General features: G+C 68.1%; 15 protein-coding genes, 1 tRNA gene, 1 pseudogene and 1 riboswitch. Of the genes and pseudogenes, 5 read left to right on the top strand and 12 right to left on the bottom strand.

The features are described from left to right. Positions 1 to 75: 75 nt before the first annotated feature. The gene (locus tag HMPREF3115_RS09935; RefSeq protein ID WP_006400770.1) at positions 76 to 327 is read right to left on the bottom strand and encodes a GlsB/YeaQ/YmgE family stress response membrane protein; all 252 of its coding nucleotides are present in this window, start codon (positions 325 to 327) and stop codon (positions 76 to 78) included. Between the two features lie 592 nt (positions 328 to 919). Between HMPREF3115_RS09935 and HMPREF3115_RS09940 the strand changes: the two genes are divergently transcribed. Beyond that, complete coding sequence (locus tag HMPREF3115_RS09940) at positions 920 to 1,417, top strand: Hsp20/alpha crystallin family protein (protein WP_048995016.1); 498 nt, start codon at positions 920 to 922, stop codon at positions 1,415 to 1,417. Positions 1,418 to 1,566: 149 nt separating this feature from the next. Here HMPREF3115_RS09940 and HMPREF3115_RS31530 read toward each other — a convergent pair whose 3' ends face one another. Continuing rightward, positions 1,567 to 1,866 (bottom strand): hypothetical protein, encoded by a 300-nt coding sequence (locus HMPREF3115_RS31530; RefSeq protein WP_172820302.1) that lies wholly within the window; start codon positions 1,864 to 1,866, stop codon positions 1,567 to 1,569. A 39-nt stretch (positions 1,867 to 1,905) separates the two neighbouring features. Between HMPREF3115_RS31530 and HMPREF3115_RS09950 the strand changes: the two genes are divergently transcribed. Together HMPREF3115_RS09950 and HMPREF3115_RS09955 are read left to right on the top strand one after the other, a co-directional pair. Then, positions 1,906 to 2,169 carry a hypothetical protein gene (locus HMPREF3115_RS09950; protein WP_060042849.1) on the top strand — a complete coding sequence of 88 codons (264 nt, stop codon included), beginning with the start codon at positions 1,906 to 1,908 and terminating at the stop codon, positions 2,167 to 2,169. Positions 2,170 to 2,208: 39 nt separating this feature from the next. Continuing rightward, positions 2,209 to 2,451, top strand: a complete 243-nt coding sequence (locus HMPREF3115_RS09955) for a hypothetical protein (RefSeq protein WP_006400764.1) — start codon at positions 2,209 to 2,211, stop codon at positions 2,449 to 2,451. Between the two features lie 74 nt (positions 2,452 to 2,525). Here the strand turns inward: HMPREF3115_RS09955 and HMPREF3115_RS09960 are convergent. The 3 genes from HMPREF3115_RS09960 to pepN form a co-directional block, all read right to left on the bottom strand. After that, positions 2,526 to 2,601 (bottom strand) — tRNA-Thr (locus HMPREF3115_RS09960). Between the two features lie 206 nt (positions 2,602 to 2,807). After that, the gene (locus HMPREF3115_RS09965; RefSeq protein ID WP_006400763.1) at positions 2,808 to 3,821 is read right to left on the bottom strand and encodes a class 1 fructose-bisphosphatase; all 1,014 of its coding nucleotides are present in this window, start codon (positions 3,819 to 3,821) and stop codon (positions 2,808 to 2,810) included. A gap of 245 nt (positions 3,822 to 4,066) precedes the next feature. Continuing rightward, positions 4,067 to 6,760: an aminopeptidase N gene (pepN, locus tag HMPREF3115_RS09970; RefSeq protein WP_065494159.1), complete on the bottom strand. Its 2,694-nt coding sequence runs from the start codon at positions 6,758 to 6,760 to the stop codon at positions 4,067 to 4,069. Between the two features lie 185 nt (positions 6,761 to 6,945). Between pepN and HMPREF3115_RS09975 the strand changes: the two genes are divergently transcribed. Beyond that, a complete protein-coding gene (locus HMPREF3115_RS09975; protein ID WP_006400760.1) occupies positions 6,946 to 7,650 on the top strand; it encodes a DUF4136 domain-containing protein in 705 nt (234 codons plus the stop codon). Positions 7,651 to 7,714: 64 nt separating this feature from the next. On the opposite strand, the gene HMPREF3115_RS09980 is transcribed toward HMPREF3115_RS09975, so the two are convergent. The 7 genes from HMPREF3115_RS09980 to HMPREF3115_RS10010 all read right to left on the bottom strand — a co-directional run bounded on the left by HMPREF3115_RS09980 (position 7,715) and on the right by HMPREF3115_RS10010 (position 15,535). Further along, positions 7,715 to 8,287 carry a TMEM165/GDT1 family protein gene (locus HMPREF3115_RS09980; protein WP_006400759.1) on the bottom strand — a complete coding sequence of 191 codons (573 nt, stop codon included), beginning with the start codon at positions 8,285 to 8,287 and terminating at the stop codon, positions 7,715 to 7,717. 40 nt (positions 8,288 to 8,327) lie between these two features. After that, positions 8,328 to 8,512: riboswitch (yybP-ykoY riboswitch) on the bottom strand. A 91-nt stretch (positions 8,513 to 8,603) separates the two neighbouring features. After that, positions 8,604 to 9,923: a guanine deaminase gene (guaD, locus tag HMPREF3115_RS09985; protein WP_048995319.1), complete on the bottom strand. Its 1,320-nt coding sequence runs from the start codon at positions 9,921 to 9,923 to the stop codon at positions 8,604 to 8,606. Between the two features lie 312 nt (positions 9,924 to 10,235). After that, complete coding sequence (locus HMPREF3115_RS09990) at positions 10,236 to 11,261, bottom strand: adenosine deaminase (RefSeq protein WP_006400756.1); 1,026 nt, start codon at positions 11,259 to 11,261, stop codon at positions 10,236 to 10,238. 17 nt (positions 11,262 to 11,278) lie between these two features. Further along, positions 11,279 to 12,289: a xanthine dehydrogenase accessory protein XdhC gene (xdhC, locus tag HMPREF3115_RS09995; protein WP_006400755.1), complete on the bottom strand. Its 1,011-nt coding sequence runs from the start codon at positions 12,287 to 12,289 to the stop codon at positions 11,279 to 11,281. A 550-nt stretch (positions 12,290 to 12,839) separates the two neighbouring features. Then, the gene (locus tag HMPREF3115_RS10000; RefSeq protein ID WP_006400754.1) at positions 12,840 to 13,352 is read right to left on the bottom strand and encodes a disulfide bond formation protein B; all 513 of its coding nucleotides are present in this window, start codon (positions 13,350 to 13,352) and stop codon (positions 12,840 to 12,842) included. A gap of 118 nt (positions 13,353 to 13,470) precedes the next feature. Then, positions 13,471 to 14,847, bottom strand: a complete 1,377-nt coding sequence (locus HMPREF3115_RS10005; RefSeq protein WP_006400753.1) for an amidase — start codon at positions 14,845 to 14,847, stop codon at positions 13,471 to 13,473. A 7-nt stretch (positions 14,848 to 14,854) separates the two neighbouring features. Then, complete coding sequence (locus tag HMPREF3115_RS10010) at positions 14,855 to 15,535, bottom strand: GntR family transcriptional regulator (RefSeq protein ID WP_059940806.1); 681 nt, start codon at positions 15,533 to 15,535, stop codon at positions 14,855 to 14,857. Positions 15,536 to 15,792: 257 nt separating this feature from the next. On the opposite strand from HMPREF3115_RS10010, the pseudogene HMPREF3115_RS31535 reads away from it, so the two are divergent. Then, positions 15,793 to 16,023 (top strand): annotated as a pseudogene (locus HMPREF3115_RS31535) (gamma-glutamyl-gamma-aminobutyrate hydrolase); the annotation flags it as partial.

The following is a 16,023-nucleotide window of genomic DNA, read 5'->3' on the forward strand; positions in this document are numbered from 1 at the left end:
GAACGCGGCGCGCGGCGAAGGGGCCGCGCGCCGCGCTCGATACGGGGCGCGCCCGCGGGCGCGCGGAGACGATCGTCAGGCTCGTCGGAACAGGCGGATGATGAACAGCAGGATCACCGCACCGATCACCGCGATGATCACCGAACCGATGAAGCCGCTGCCGACGCTGATGCCGAGCACACCGGCCAGCCAGCCGCCGATCACCGCGCCCACGATGCCGACGATGATGTCGACGATCAGCCCGAAGCCGCCGCCCTTGACGAGTACGCCCGCAAGCCAGCCGGCGATGGCGCCGATGATGAGCCACATAATCAAGCCATGAGTCATGTTGATCCTCTCCTTGTGTTGAGTCGAAATGACCGGACATCGGCGGAGTGCCGCAAGCGCTGGGCGAGTGCGGCTGACGATCCGTCGTGCCGCCTTCGCAATGTAACGCGATAGACGGGTCGGAATCGTTAAGTAATGTTATGCACGCTTAACGGGATTTTCCAGTTGATTTGTCTGATCAGCGGGCGCGAATGGGCAGTATGTTCGCCGTAATAAAAATGTAATGACGATCGCGACGATTGCCTGTTCGCGTAGTCGGCATCGCCATGCACGCACGCGCGGGTGCGCCGATCGCGAACTGGAGCCATGCGCGTTCCGTCTGAGCGAAGCTACGGTTTCCTGATGAACGCACTCGGCATACGGACCGTGCCGACCAGCGCTTGCGCGAGCGTCGCTCTGCCGCATTGGGAGCGCTCCGCACTCTTGAAGCCATGCGTGCCGCCCCTATCTTCACGGCGTGGTGGTTCGGCGCGAATGCGCAGGACCGTAGTCGACTGCTTCGTGTGTGCAGGCAGCATGCGCGGACGAACGCAGTGCGTCTCGCGCTCGGCGTGCATCGTTCGCCTGCCTTCCGAAATACAGGAGGTGGAAAATGGACTTCAGGAATCTGATTCCGTGGAACCGCGATCGCAACGTGCCGGCCGTGCGTCAGCGCGAGGACGATCATCCGGTGCTGGCGCTGCATCGCGAAATGAATCGGCTCTTCGACGACTTCTTCCGCAGCTTCGATATGCCCGCACGTTTCGGCTCGTCGCTGGCGGCTTCGTCGTTCGGCTGGCCGAACATCGAGCTCAACGAGAGCGACAACGAAATCACCGTCGTCGCGGAGCTGCCCGGCCTCGAGCAGAACGACATCGACGTGTCGCTCGATCACGACGTGCTGACGATCCGCGGCGAGAAGAAAGGCGCGTCGACCGGCGCCGTCTACAGCGAGCGCTGGCAGGGCGCGTTCCAGCGTTCGGTGCAGTTGAGCCCCGACGCCGATCCGGAGAAGGTGACGGCCAGCTTCCGCAACGGCGTGCTTACCGTGACGATCGCGAAGCGGCCCGACGCGCAGAGCCGCGTGCGCCGCATCCCGGTGAACGGGTAATTCGTGCAAGCGGCCGGCAGCGATGCCGGCCGTTTTTTCTGCTGCCGTCGTGCGCGAGACGCGGTGCGCGTCACGCGAATGCGAACCGCCCGCGCCGCTTGAATTTTTCGTCGCGTGCGCTATGTTATCTGTCGCTCGGCAGTTGCGGTTCACGCACTGCGTGTTTCGATTTGTGTGTCGGCGGCCATGCACGCGGCAGACGAACTGGAGCGCGTGGTCCGGTTCGGCTTGCGCGCAGGCCCCTCTGAAATCAGGAGCCGGTGATGAGCGATTTTTTCTTCGACGTGAATCTGCGTGGCGATCTGCGGCGCCTGCAACGGCAGATCGCGCATTTCTTCGCGGGTCTCCCCGCGCGGCTGCGCGCAACGCGCATCGGCCGCTTCTTCGATGCGCGCCAGGCCGCAGCGTCTGACGATACCGCGCCGCAACGGCGCGACGATCCGGTGCATCGCACGTAACGGGATGCGCCGTACACGGAGAAACGAGCCATGATCGATCCCGTCAGACACGAACACTGGAAGGGCTTCGAGATCGACACGCGCGAGATGCCGGTCAGGCATTGCGCGACGCCGTCGGCGACGCGCGATACGTACGTCGCGCTCGTACGCATCGTACGTGCGGGGACCGTGCTGGCCGACTGGCATCTGCCGCGCTATGCGCAGCAGTGGGCGAGCGCCGACGAGGCGCACCGCGAAGCCGTGGAATATGCGATCAAGGCGATCGCGTCGGGACGCGTCGGCGCCGCGGCCTGACGATTGCTCGCCGGCGCACACGCGACCATAGGAGGCAACATGCAGACGGAAACGTTCAGCGAATACCGAAGTTGCGCGATCCGTACCGTCGTCACGACGGAAGAGGACGGCCGCTACACGGCGGCCGCGATCGTCGCCGACCGCGACGGCGAGACGCGCACGCTCGGCGTCGAAGGCAACTTCGCGGAGTCGGACGAAGCGCGCGATCGCGCAATGGAACTGGCGATCGCGTGGATCCAGCAGCGCAGCATCGTGTCGGAGCGCTGCGTGCGACACGCATAGCGTGTTGCGCCGCGTATCGCGGCTCGGAAAGCAAAAAGCCCAGTCGCAAGGACTGGGCTTTTTGCCTGAATCAGTGGTGCCGGAGATAGGAGTCGAACCTACGACCTTCGCATTACGAATGCGCTGCTCTACCAACTGAGCTACACCGGCAGCAGAGAAACGAAATTATAGGGTGAAATCCGAGACCTTGGCAATAGGTTTCGCGAATTTTTTTTAGCGCCTGGCGCCTGCTTCGCGAAACCGTCGATCCGGCGGACTTCCCGCTTTCACTTCACCGCGATGCGGCCTGTCAGGGCCGCATCGCGAGGCGCGATTTTACTTGCGTCGCGCGCGTCCGTCCAGTGTTGCGGTGCAAATTATTGGCTTTCGTGGTGATAGGCGGTCACACGCTCGACTTCGTTCTTCGAGCCGAGGAACACCGGCACGCGCTGGTGCAGGCCGGTCGGCTGGACTTCCATGATCCGCTGCGTGCCGGTGGTGGCCGCGCCGCCCGCCTGCTCGACGATGAATGCCATCGGGTTCGCCTCGTACATCAGGCGCAGCTTGCCCGGGCGGTCCGGCGTGCGCTTGTCGGCCGGATACATGAAGATGCCGCCGCGGTTGAGGATCCGGTGTACGTCGGCGACCATCGATGCGATCCAGCGCATGTTGAAGTTGTCGCCGCGCGGGCCGTCCTTGCCGGCGTTCAGTTCGTCGACGTAGCGCTTGACCGGGTCGTACCAGTGACGCGCGTTCGAGGCGTTGATCGCGTATTCGCGCGTATCGGCCGGGATCTGCATGTTGCTCTGCGTGAGCACCCACGAGCCGACTTCGCGGTCGAGCGTGAAGCAGTTCACGCCGTTGCCGGTGGTCAGCACGAACACCGTCTGCGGGCCGTAAACCGCATAACCTGCCGCCACCTGCTGCGTGCCGGGCTGCAGGAACGATTCTTCGGTCGCCTGCTTGCCGTCCGGGCAGCGCAGTACCGAGAAGATCGTGCCGATCGACACGTTGACGTCGATGTTCGACGAGCCGTCGAGCGGATCGAACACCAGCAGGTATTCGCCGCGCGGATAGTTCGCCGGGATCGGGAAGAACGTTTCCATTTCCTCCGAGGCCATCGCGGCGAGGTTGCCGCCCCATTCGTTCGCGTCGAGCAGGATCTCGTTCGACAGGATGTCGAGCTTCTTCTGCACTTCGCCCTGGACGTTTTCGCTGCCGGCGGTGCCGAGCGCATCGCCCAGTGCGCCCTTCGACACGTTGTAGCTGATCGCCTTGCACGCGCGGGCGACGACTTCGATCAGCAGGCGCAGGTCGGCGGGGAGGTTGTTGGTCTCGCGCTGCTGTTCGATCAGGAACTTGGACAGCGTGGTGCGGCGGGCAATGGACATGACAGACTCCGAAAGGCCAAAGAATCCTTGAGTTGCCGCAATTTTACCTGCCGGGCCTCGGCGGCCGACGGGTTTTTTCGTCCCGTTACAACGCGCGGCGCGCGAATCGGCCCGGTCCGCGTAGCTATGGTGCGGTAGCGCACGCGCGCGGCGGGCACGCGCTGCGCCTCATGGAAAAAGGCCGGCACTGCAGGGCGCAGTACCGGCCTCGATGCGCGAGCGCGCCTGCCGCGATGCGTGGCGCGTCAGGCGAGCGCCTTCTCGACGATCTCGCGTACGTCGCGCGATTTCGCGCCTGCGGCGACCTTTTCGAGCGCCTCGCGCATCTTGTCGCGCAGCGCGGGCGTGTAGCGGCGCCACAGCTCGAGCGAACGCGCGAGCCGCGCGGCGACCTGCGGATTGATCGCGTCGAGCGCGAGCACCTGCTCGGCCCAGAACGCATAGCCCGAGCCGTCCGCCGCATGGAACTGCGCGGGGTTTGCCGCACAGAAGCTGAAGATCAGCGAGCGCGCGCGGTTCGGATTCTTCAGATTGAACGCCGGATGCGCCATCAGCTTGCGAACCTTTGCGAGCGTCGGCTGCGCGGGCGTGCCGCGTTGCGCGGCCTGCATCGCGAACCACTTGTCGATCACGAGCGCTTCCTTCTCGAAGCGGCGATAGAAGTCGTCGAGCGCGCGCTCGGCCGGCTCGTTCGCGCCGGCCGCCGCCGCGGACAGCAGGGCGCCGAGCGCGGCCGCGCGATCGGTCATGTTGTTCGCCGCCTCGTATTGCGCAGTCGCGAGCCGTACCGCGTCGGCCGGATCCTCGAGTTCCGCGAGATACGCGAGCGCGAGGTTTTTCAGCGCGCGGCGGCCCGACGCTTCGGGCGTCGGCTCGTACGTGCCGGGGGTCTGGTGCTGTTCGTACGCGGTGAGCCATTCGGCGCGCAGCGCGGTCGCGAGCTGGCGACGCACGAACTGGCGAGCGCGATGCACGGCGGCCGGATCGGCTTCGGCCATCTGGTCGGCGAGGTAGGTTTCCGACGGCAGCGTCAGCGCGAGTTCGCGGAACGCCGGCGACAGGTTCGCGTCGGTCAGCACGCGGCGGAACGCGGCGACGAAGTTCTCGCCGAGCGTCAGCGGCTCGTTCGCGGCCGCGCGCGCAGCGAGCGTCAGCAGCGCGCGCGTCGCGAGCCGCTGGCCGGCTTCCCAGCGATTGAACGCGTCGCTGTCGTGCGCGAGCAGGAACGCGAGATCGTCGTCGCTGTAGTCGTATTCGACGATCACCGGTGCCGAGAAATTGCGCAGCAGCGACGGCAGCGGCGCTTCCGGCACGTCGACGAACGTGAACGTCTGCTCGGTCTCGGTGAACTCCAGCACGCGCGTCGTGCCCGCTGCAGCGGCCTCGCCGTCGAGGCGCAGCGGCAGGTCGCGGCCGTCGCGGCCGATCAGCCCGATCGCGAACGGAATCAGCAGCGGACCCTGTTGCGTGTCGCGCGCGGCCGGCGACGCATCGCCGTAGCCCTGCGCGAGCGTGACGGTGTAGCGGCGCGCGGCGGCGTCATACGCGGTGCGCACGCTGACGCGCGGCGTGCCGGCCTGGCTGTACCAGCGCTCGAACTGCGCGAGATCGCGCCCGTTCGCATCGGCCATCGCGTGACGGAAATCGTCGCACGTGACGGCCTGGCCGTCGTGGCGCTTGAAGTAGAGGTCCATCCCCTTGCGGAAGCCGTCGCGACCGAACAGCGTCTGATACATCCGCACGACTTCCGCGCCTTTCTCGTAGACGGTCATCGTGTAGAAGTTGTTGATCTCGACGTAGCTTTCCGGGCGCACCGGATGCGCCATCGGGCCGGCGTCCTCGGCGAACTGCAGCTGGCGCAGCACGCGCACGTCCTCGATGCGCTTGACCGCACGCGCGGCCGATTCGAGATCGTCGCCGGCGGCCATGTCGGCCGAGAACTCCTGGTCGCGGAACACCGTCAGGCCTTCCTTCAGGCTCAGCTGGAACCAGTCGCGACACGTCACGCGGTTGCCGGTCCAGTTGTGGAAATACTCGTGGCCGACCACCGATTCGATGTTCGCGAAATCGACGTCGGTCGCCGTCTCGGGGTTCGCGAGCACGTACTTCGTGTTGAAGATGTTGAGCCCCTTGTTCTCCATCGCGCCCATGTTGAAGTCGCCGACCGCGACGATCATGAAGCGGTCGAGATCGAGCTCGAGGCCGAAGCGCCGTTCGTCCCAGCGGATCGAATGGATCAGCGAATCCATCGCGTGACGCGTCTTGTCGAGATCGGCCGGCTCGACCCACACCTGCAGCAGCTTTTCCTTGCCGGAGCCGGTCGTGATCCGCTCCTCGATCGCGACGAGCTTGCCCGCGACCAGCGCGAACAGATAGCTCGGCTTGCGGAACGGGTCTTCCCATTTCGCGAAGTGGCGGCCGTCGGGCAGGTCGCCCGAATCGACGAGGTTGCCGTTCGACAGCAGCACCGGATACGCGGCCTTGTCGGCGCGCAGCACGACCGTATACGACGCCATCACGTCGGGACGATCGAGGAAGTATGTGATGCGGCGGAAGCCCTCGGCCTCGCATTGCGTGAAGAAGTTGCCGCTCGATACGTACAGGCCCGACAGCGTCGTGTTCTGGTCGGGCGCGCACGCGCTTTCGAGCGTCAGGTCGAACGTGTCGGGCACGTTCTCGACGGTCAGCCCGTGCTCGTGCGCGCGCACGGCGCCGTGCGGCGCGCCGTTCAGCTGGGCGCCGAGGAATTCGAGCGCCTCGCCCATCAGCTCCAGATGCGGTGCGGGCGCGGCATCGGGATTGCGACGCACGCGCATCGTATTCCTGACGATCGTACGGGCCGGCTCGAGATCGAATTCGAGCGCGACGGAATCGATGAGGAAGGCCGGCGGCGTGTAGTCGGCGCGGCGAATCACGGTGGAAGAGGCGTTGTCGGACATGGTCGTCGAGGTCGTGGAAAGGGGATCGGGCCCGCGGCGCGGACCTGGCGAACCGGCTCATTGTACAAAGGCTTGCGGCTGCGCGCCGCGCGAACTTTTTACCGGTTCGGACGGTCCGCGTATTATCGACATCCCGTCCGGTTCGCGCGGTGCGACGAACGGGAAACGGATCGACGAGGACGAACATGAAACGCGAATGGATTCATCGTGCCGCCGGCTGCATCGCGGCATTCGGCGCGGCGCTGCTGACAGGCTGCACCAGCTATGTGACGACGCAGGTCACGGCCTTTTCCGACTGGAGCGGCAGCGACGCGACGCGCACCTATGCGTTCACGCGCACCGATGCGCAGAAGAACAGCATCGAGCAGTCGACGTACGAGCCGATCGTCGCGAACGAGCTGTCCGCGTATGCGTTCCGGCAGGTGCCGCTTGCGCAGGCGCGCTACCTCGTCGGCCTGTCGTACAACGTCGGCAGCGATCTCGTGACGGTGCCGCAGCCGGTCTATTACGATCCGTGGTTCATCGGGCCGGGGCCGTACTGGCGCGGTGGCCCGTGGGGCCCCTGGGGGCCCTGGGGGCCGATGCCGGCCGGCTACGTCGCGCAGACGTATCGCGTGTTCGACTACACGCTCGGCATCCGCATCACCGAGCGCGCGACCGGCAAGGAGGTTTACAACGTGACCGCGCGCACGACCGGCGACAACGGCGCGATGCTCAACGCGATGCCGTTTCTCGCGCGCAGCGCGCTCGCCGATTTCCCGCTTGCGAACGGCGCGGTGCGCACGGTCCGCTTGCCGGTCGACAAGCGTGGCGGGCCCGCGATGCCGGCTTCCAACGAGCGTCCGGTTGCACCGGCGCCGGCGTCGGGCGCCGCGGCCGCGCCGAAATAATCGGCGGAATCCGGCGCGCAGGCGGACTGTCGCGGCCTGTTCGCCGCGACGTCCGCGCGTGCGATCAGAGGCCGACGCCCAACAGCGCCAGCACGCCGAGCACGACGAACAGCACGGCCGCGATGCCGTGCACGAGCTTGGTCGGCAGGCGATGCGCAAAGCGGTCGCCGAGCAGGATCGCCGGCACGTTCGCGAGCATCATGCCGAACGTCGTACCGGCGACGACCCCAATGTAATCCTGGAAGCGTGCGGCGAGCGCGACGGTCGCGAGCTGCGTCTTGTCGCCCATCTCCGCGAGGAAGAACGCGACGAACGTCGCGCCGAACACGCCGAGCCTCGAGCGGTTCGCATTGGCTTCGTCCGCGTCGAGCTTGTCCGGCACCAGGATCCACAAGCCCATTCCGACGAACGACACCGCGAGCGCCCACCGCATGATCGACGGCGTGACGAGCGCGCCGAGCCATTCGCCGAGCGCACCCGCGCAACCGTGGTTGACGAGCGTCGCGACGAGCACGCCGAGAATGATCGGCAGCGGCTTGCGATAGCGCGCAGCGAGGACGAGCGAGAGCAGTTGGGTCTTGTCGCCGATTTCAGCGAGAGCGACGGCGCCGGTGGAGATCAGGAAGGCTTGAGTCACGTACGGGGTTCCACGGGCCTTGTTATGCGTGCGAGCGACGATCCACCGCGCGCCGGGCCCTGATGCGGCGCGCCATGAACCATCGGTCTCGCCAGGCCTCGGTGGCTGCGTCCGCCATGGCCGAACGGCCAAGTCTGTTGACGGACGCCTCCGTCACGATCGACGCAGCGGTGCGACGGATCGAGCGGAGCGGCTACTCCCCAATGAGCGGCGCATTCTAGCATGGCGCGCGCAACGTGCAAATGTGCGTTGCGCGCGCATCGAACGGCGCTCGGCTGCCGGCCCGCACGCGCTGCGCGCGGGCGCGGGGACGTCGTCAGTTCGCGGCGACGCGGCGTGCGGCGCCGCGCTCGTGCACGAGGCGGCCGGCCGCATAGGTGCGATAGACCGCGCGGTCGTCGCCGAGCAGCGCGAACGCGAACAGCAGTTCCTCGAGCGATTCCGCGCGCTGCGTGCGCCGCGCGAGCAGCGGCGTGGCCTGCGGATCGAGCACGACGAAGTCGGCCTCGGTGCGCGGCGCGAGCGTGCCGATCGTATCGGCGAGATCGAGCGCCTGCGCGGCGCCCGCCGTCGCGAGCCAGAACATCCGCGTCGCGCTCAGATGATGGCCCGACAACCGCGCGACCTTGTGCGCCTCGTTCATCGTCTGCAGCATCGAGAACGACGTGCCGCCGCCGACGTCGGTCGCGAGCGTGACCGGCACGCCGTATTCGCCGGCCTTGTCGAAATCGAACAAGCCGCTGCCGAGGAAGAAGTTCGACGTCGGGCAGTGCGCGACGACCGTGCGCGTCTCGGCCATCCGGCGGCGGTCCTCGTCGTCGAGATGGATGCAGTGGCCGTACACGGCGCGCGGCCGTAGCAGCCCGTAGCGATCGTAGATGTCGAGATAGCTGCGATGGCCGGGGAACAGCTCGGCCGCCCATTTCACCTCGTCGACGTTTTCGGCGACGTGGCTCTGCACGAACACGTCCGGATGGCGGCGCGCGAGCTCGCCGCATGCCTCGAGTTGCGCTTCGGTCGAGGTCGGCGCAAAGCGCGGCGTGATCACGTACATCTGCCGGCCGCGGCCGTGCCAGCGCCCGATCAGCTCGGCCGTGTCGTCGTAGCCGGACTGCGCGGTATCGCGCAGGAACTCGGGGCAGTTGCGATCCATCATCACCTTGCCCGCGATCATCCGCAGGTCGCGCGCTTCGCTCGCCGCGAACAGCGCGTCGGCCGACTGCTTGTGCACCGTGCAGTAGACGAGCGCGCTCGTCGTGCCGCAGGCGAGCAGTTCGTCGACGAAGAAGTCCGCGACCTCGCGCGCATGCTCGGGATCGCCGAACCGGCGCTCGGTCGGGAACGTGTACGTGTCGAGCCAGGGCAGCAGGCCGGGCGCCGGCGACGCGATCATGTCGGTCTGCGGGTAGTGGATGTGCGTGTCGATGAAGCCCGGCACGATCAGCTTGCCGCGCAGGTCGTGCACGACTGCGTCGCGCGCGAGCATCGGCGCGATGCGCGTATACGGGCCGGCCGCGACGACCTTGCCGTCGTCGACGATCAGCAGACCGTCGGTCTCGTGAATCGCGGCCTGGCTCGATTGTGCGGGGTCGCCGTTGAAGGTCAGCAACTGGGAGCGAAAAGCGGTTTGCGTCATGACGAAGGGTCCTGCATCAAGGTAAGACAGACAGAAGAAAACGGCCGGCGCCGCAGCGGCGAAGGCGTCGACGAAGCCGTGCGCGTATCGGCGCAGCGGCGGTTCGCGCGCTGCGATGCGCACGCGCGTGCATGGCGGTTATTCGCGATTGCGCCGCGTGCAGCGCGCACCGCATCGCGCGTTGCCCATGCCGGGCGCGGCGGGCGCGCCACGTCGCATCGCCTCGGCGTGCGGTGCGGCGCGCGTCCCGTCGTCGCGACATGCCGGCCGGTGCGGTGCGTGATCATCTGTCCGTCGCCTCGATTGCAGCCGTCACGCGGCGCGCCAGTATGCGTCGAGCCGCGCGATCAGCGCGTCGCGCTGCGCGGCGTCGACGAACGACGCCTCGAAGCCGTTGCGGATCACCGCGTGCACGTCGGCGTCGCCGAGCTGCAGCGCCTCGACCGTCGCGAAATAGTTGTCGTTGACGTAGCCGCCGAAATAGGCGGGATCGTCGGAATTGATCGTCACCGCGACGCCGCGGTCGAGCAGCGCCTTCAGCGTGTGCTTCGACATGTCGTCGAACACGCAGAGCTTGAGGTTCGACAACGGGCACACCGTCAGCGCCGTGCGCGTGCGCGCGAGCCGTTCGACGAGCGCACCGTCCTCGATCGCGCGCACGCCGTGGTCGATCCGGTCGACCTTCAGCACGTCGAGTGCTTCGTAGATGTACGCGGGCGGGCCTTCCTCGCCCGCATGCGCGACGAGCTTCAGCCCGAGCGCCCGTGCCTTGTCGAATACGCGCGCGAATTTCGTCGGCGGATGGCCGAGCTCGGACGAGTCGAGGCCGACGCCGATCAGCCGGTGACGATAGCGCTCGAACAGCGGCAGCGCCGATTCGAACGTTGCGAGCGCATCTTCTTCCGGCAGATGGCGCAGGAAGCACAGGATCAGCTTGCTCGACAGCCCGCGCTTTTCCGCATCCGCGAGCGCGCGCTCGATGCCGGCGACGACGGTCTCGATCGGCACGCCGCGCGCGGTATGCGTCTGCGGATCGAAGAACAGCTCGGTATGGACGACGTTGTCCGCGAGCGCGCGTTCGCAGTACGCGGCGGTCATGTCGTAGAAGTCCTGCTCGGTCAGCAGCACGCTCGCGCCCGCGTAGTAGATGTCGAGGAACGACTGCAGATCGGTGAACGCGTACGCGGCGCGCAGCGCGTCGATCGAATCGTAGGGAAGCTTCACGCCGTTGCGCTGCGCGAGCGCGAAGATCAGCTCGGGCTCGAGCGAACCTTCGATATGGATATGCAGCTCGGCTTTCGGCGCGCGAGCGATCTTGTTCTTGAATGTCGGAGTCATGGCGTCGTGATGGTCGGTCAGAGAGTAGGGGAAGCGTGCGCCGGCACCTGCGCGTTCGCCTCGACGGCCTGCAGCAGCTGCGCGGCCACCGAGATCGCGATCACTTCGGGCGCCTTGTCGACGATGCCTTCGACGCCGATCGGGCAGCGCATCCGCGCGACCTGAACGGGATCGATGCCGATCGCCGCGAGGCGATGATCGAACTGCACGCGTTTCGCGTGCGAGCCCATCATGCCGAAGTACGCGTAGTCGCCGCGCCGCAGGATGCGCTCGGCCAGCGCGAAGTCGAGCGCGTGGTCGTGCGTCATGACGACGAAGTACGTGTGCGGCGGCGCGGCGTCGACGGCCGTTGCCGGATCGTCGAGCGCATCGATCGTCAGATCGCCGATGCCGGCGAGCGCGTCGGCCGCCGGGAAGGCCGCGTCGCGCCGGTCGATCCAGCGCACGCGGCACGGCAGCGTCGCGAGCACCTTCACGAGTGCGGCGCCGACGTGGCCGGCGCCGAACAGCGCGACCGGGAACGCATACGGTGCGATCGTTTCGGTCATCAGCGACACGCCGCCGGTTTCCCACAGCAGGCAGTCGGCGCGTGCGGCGGCCGGTTCCGGCTCGCTGAGCAGCGGCGCACCGGGCGAGGGGCCGAATGATACGCTACGCACGGTCGCCGCGCCGGCCGCGACGCGCTTCGCGAGCGACGTGATCCAGCCGAGATCGCCGACGTCGAGCCGCTCGAACGCGAGCACGACGGCGCCGCCGCAGCACTGGCCGAGGCTCGGGCCGAGCGCGAGCCGTTCGAGCCGGCGCGCGTGCGGCACGTGCGCGCCGTCCTTCAGCAGATGCCGCGCGATTTCGATCGCCTTCCATTCCAGATGCCCGCCACCGATCGTATGACGCGCCGTATCGCGCGTGACGAGCATCTTCGTGCCGGCCTCGCGCGGCGCGGAGCCGTCGGTGTGTGCGACCGTCACGAGCACGGCCGATTCGCCGTGCGCGAGCAGTTGCTGCAGATCGCCGAGCCACGCTTCCATCAGCGCGCTCCGATCGGGACGATGCGGCACGACGCGCGGCGCGGGCTGGCGGGCGCGGCGGCAACGGGAACGGTCGGGAGCGGTGCGCGCCCGGCAGGCGCGGGCCGCGCGCAAGCGGGGCGGCCGGACGTGCGGACGCCATGAGGGTGACGGATGCGGATGGTTTGCGTTGTCATGATGAATCCAGTCGACATTGCGGATCAGGCGCGCGTTACGCAGGGTGAGACCGCCCGGTCTCGCGCACGTAGATCGCCATCCAGCCGCGAAGATAGCATCGCGCGGCCGCGCGAACATGGCCGGGCGGTGATGCGGGCTATCAGACGGCGATCATGTCGATCATAGGCCGACCGCGCGATGGCGGGGAGCGATGCGTGCGCGTCGGGCCGGAAAGCCGCAGCGGCGCGCCGTTTGCGCGGCAGGGGCGCGGGCCGCGCGGGCGTCGCGCGACGGGGACGAAACGGCTAGGTGTTTACGCGGAGCGCCCGGCAGGGCCGGGCCGCGTGCGAACGGGGCCGCGGCGCGCGGCCGCCGCCCGCGCAGTGTGCAGGCCTCAGCCCGCGAGCTTGCGGCGATGCCGCCAGAGGTTCGCGGCGACCGCGACGAGGATCACGGCGAACGCGATCAGCGCCCAGCCGGGCAGCAGGATCCCGAGGATCGGCGGATAGACGGTTTCGCACAGCCCGGCGACCTTGAACATGCCGGGAAACCAGTGCGCCGGCGGCAGGCTGTCGACGATCGGCTGCAGCGTGTCGAAGCCGCAGCTGAAGCCCGGATTCATCTGGATCGACAGGTGCCGCGCGGCCGTTCCGACGCCCGCGGCCGCCGCGATCGCGATCAGCAGCTCGAGCACCCAGATTGCGCGCCAGTTGCGCATCCCGGCGGCGAGGAACGCGAAAATGCCGATCGCCGCGAAGAAGTAGCGCTGGATGATGCACAGCGGGCACGGATCTTCGTTCTTCACGTACTGCAGATACAGCGCACCGGCGAGCAGGGCAATGCAGACCCATCCGAGCAGCATCAGCAAATGGCGTTGGCGGCGCAGCGCAAGCGTGGCTTCTTTCATGTCGGCAGGGATCCTCGTCGGTCGGTACGGAAAACGATCGCGCGATTTTAGCGCGAACGGTCCGGCCCCCACCGGCCGCCGCGCCTGCGGCACCCCGCCGCATCTCCGCGCGCCGCGCTCAGCGGATCGTGTTCAGCACGGCCTCGACCGACTGGCCGATCGCGAGCAGCGCATCGTCGCGGTGCGGCGCGGCCGCGAGCATCAGGCCGACCGGCGCGCCGTCGCGCGGATGGCAGGGCAGCGACAGCGCGCAGGCATCGAGGAAGTTGAACGCGCTCGGATTGCGCAGGATCAGCGCATTGGTGCGCGTGAACGCGGCGTCGTCGGTTTCGAGTTCCGCGATGCGTGGCGGCACGATCGGCACCGTCGGCGCGACCAGCGCATCGAAGCGCGCCCACACCGTGTGCGCGGCTTCGTCGAGCATCGCGCGGCGCGCCGCGAGCAGATCGAGATAGTCGGCCGCGGTGGCCGGCTCGCCTTTCAGAATGCGCGTCAGCACGCGCGGGTCGTAGCGGTCGCGATGCTCGGCGAGCAGCGGACGGTGCCACGCGTACGCCTCGATCGGCGAGAAGCCGAAGCGGTTGATGTCCGGCAGCCGGTCCAGCGCGGAGAACCGCACTTCGGTGACGATCGCGCCGGCCGCTTCCAGATGCTTGAGCGCGGTATCGAGCGCAGCGGCGACGTCGGCGTCGACGCCGTCGGTCACGTAGTTCGTCAGCACGCCGAGCCGCACGCCTTCGAGCGGCCGCGCGGCCGGCACGCTCGGCTCGAGGCCGGCGAGCATGCGGTCGACGAGCGCGCAGCACGCGACCGTCACGCCGATCGGCCCGAACGAATCGAGCGTCGTCGACAGCGGGACGCCGCCTTGCGTCGGCACGCGGCTCGCGGTCGGCTTGAAGCCGGTCAGCCCGCACAGTGCGGCCGGAATGCGGATCGAGCCGCCGGTGTCGGTGCCGAGCGCGACGGCCGCCATGCCGTCGGCGACCGACGCGGCGGCGCCCGACGACGACCCGCCCGCGATGCGTGCATCGCCCGGCACGTCGCGTCGATACGGCGACGCGGGCGTGCCGAAGTGCGGATTGAGCCCGAGCCCCGAGAACGCGAACTCGCTCATGTTGGTGCGGCCGACCAGCACCGCCCCCGCACGGCGCAGCCGCGCGACCGCGACCGCATCGGCGCGCGCGGGCGGCGCGTCGTCGAGCACGCGCGAACCGGCGCGCGTGACTTGCCCGGCGACGTCGAACAGATCCTTGATCGACACCGGAATGCCCGCGAGCGGCGACAGCACGGTGCCCGCGGCCCGCAGCCGGTCGTGCGCGTCGGCGGCCGCGCGCGCGTTGTCCGCATCGACTTCGGTGAAGACGACGGCGCCCTGGCCGGACGGATCGGCGATCCGTTCGAGCGCGGCGTCGACGAGCGCGCGGCTCGTGGTCGTGCCGGCGGCGAGATCGGCGGCGAGCTGGGCGAGCGGGGGGAAGGGCGTGAAAGTGGTCATGAGCGGCTCAGGGGCGAAGATGTTGGACAAGCGTGGAGCGGAACGAATCGATATGACGTTCGACGGCCGCGCGTGCACCGGCGGCGTCGCGCGCGGACAGCCGCTCGAACAGCGCGCAGTGCTCGCGCTGGACGTCGGCCAGATGGTGCGGCTCGGACAGCGTGACGAACCAGAAGCGCAGCGAGCGATCGTGCAGCCCGCGCAGGATGTCGGCGAGCACCGCGTTGCGCGCGGCCGCCGCGATCGTCTGATGGAACGCGCGATCGAGCTCCATCATCCCTTCGACGTCGTGCTGCTCGACACACGCCTGGCCTGCGTCGAGCAGCGCGGCGAGCGCTGCGAGATCGTCGGGCGTCGCGTGGCGCGCGGCGAGTTCCGCGCAATGGGCTTCGTTGATGCGGCGCACGTCGATCACCGCGACGATCTCGTCGAGCGACAGCGGCTGCACCATCAACCCCTTGCGCGGCATCACGGACAGCAGCCCTTCGAGCACGAGCCGATGCACGGCCTGATGGACGGGCGTGCGGCCGATGCCGGTGCGCGCGACCAGGTCCGCCTCGTTCAGCGCGGCGCCGGGCTTCAGCCGCATCGTGACGATGTCGCGCCGGATCAGCGCGTACGCGCGCTCGGCGAGGCTCGTGGCGGACGCATCGATGCGGTCGCGCGGTCGGTCGGTCGGGGCATTCATGCGGACGGCGGCGCGGCGGCCGGACGAGGCGCGATCATGGCGCGGGATCCCGGAAACGTGGCGAAGCGTCGATATTATTGTGATATATCACACGTGTCCAGCCGGCTGCGAACCGGATGCCGGACGTACGGCGAGGCGCTTGCGACGGACTTGCAACAATCTCGACAGGATGTTGCAGGTTTACCGGACGATCGTGCGCTGAAGCATAATGAATCCTCGTCTATCTACCCGCGTGAGCGACGCACCAGACCATCGTCATGAGCGAAAACACGCCTTCCCCGGCCGGTCTGCCCGGCACCTCGTCTGTTTCCTCCGATTCTCCCCGTTCCACCCCGGCCAAAGCCACCGACATGTCCGACACGTCGGCGGCGCAGGCGGCAGCTGCCGCGCAGGATGTCGCCGACGACGGCGCGTCGCCCGTCACGACGGCAACCGAACCGGGCGCGCCCGGCTCGTCCGCGACCGCCGCCGAGCCTGCGGCCGCGACG

The organism is Burkholderia sp. HMSC10F09 (assembly GCF_001806955.1).
In the GTDB taxonomy this organism is placed as follows: Bacteria; Pseudomonadota; Gammaproteobacteria; order Burkholderiales; family Burkholderiaceae; genus Burkholderia; species Burkholderia multivorans.